Source organism: Streptobacillus felis (assembly GCF_001559775.1).
In the GTDB taxonomy this organism is placed as follows: Bacteria; Fusobacteriota; Fusobacteriia; order Fusobacteriales; family Leptotrichiaceae; genus Streptobacillus; species Streptobacillus felis.
This window is the reverse complement of the sequence record NZ_LOHX01000144.1, coordinates 1-298: the sequence shown is the minus strand read 5'-3', so window position 1 is coordinate 298 and position 298 is coordinate 1. Positions and strand designations below refer to the sequence as shown.

Here is a 298-nt window from a genome sequence, read left to right as displayed (position 1 = left end):
TGTTTGTATTCATAAAAGAATATAGGTATTCTGCATTAGCATTTTCTGTATTTAAAAGTTTTGAAAAATATTTAGTATATGATTTTATTACTTCTATTCTTCTTTTCTTTTTAATTCCTATTTCTTCTAAATACCCATCTAAATTATCCCAATAAAATGATGATTTTGGTAAATTTCTCAAACATATATCATATTTTTTATTTGGTAATCCTAATCCTATAAATTCCTAATAGTATGAATATACCAATTCTTTGTGTAAAGAAAAATTTCTTTCATTTCTTTTTATTTAGATCGGAAG

1 pseudogene is annotated in these 298 nt (G+C 21.8%); it reads right to left on the bottom strand.

The features are described 5' to 3' along the window. Nucleotides 1-181: pseudogene (locus AYC60_RS02590) on the bottom strand (hypothetical protein); the annotation flags it as partial. Between the last annotated feature and the right edge of the window lie 117 nt (nucleotides 182-298).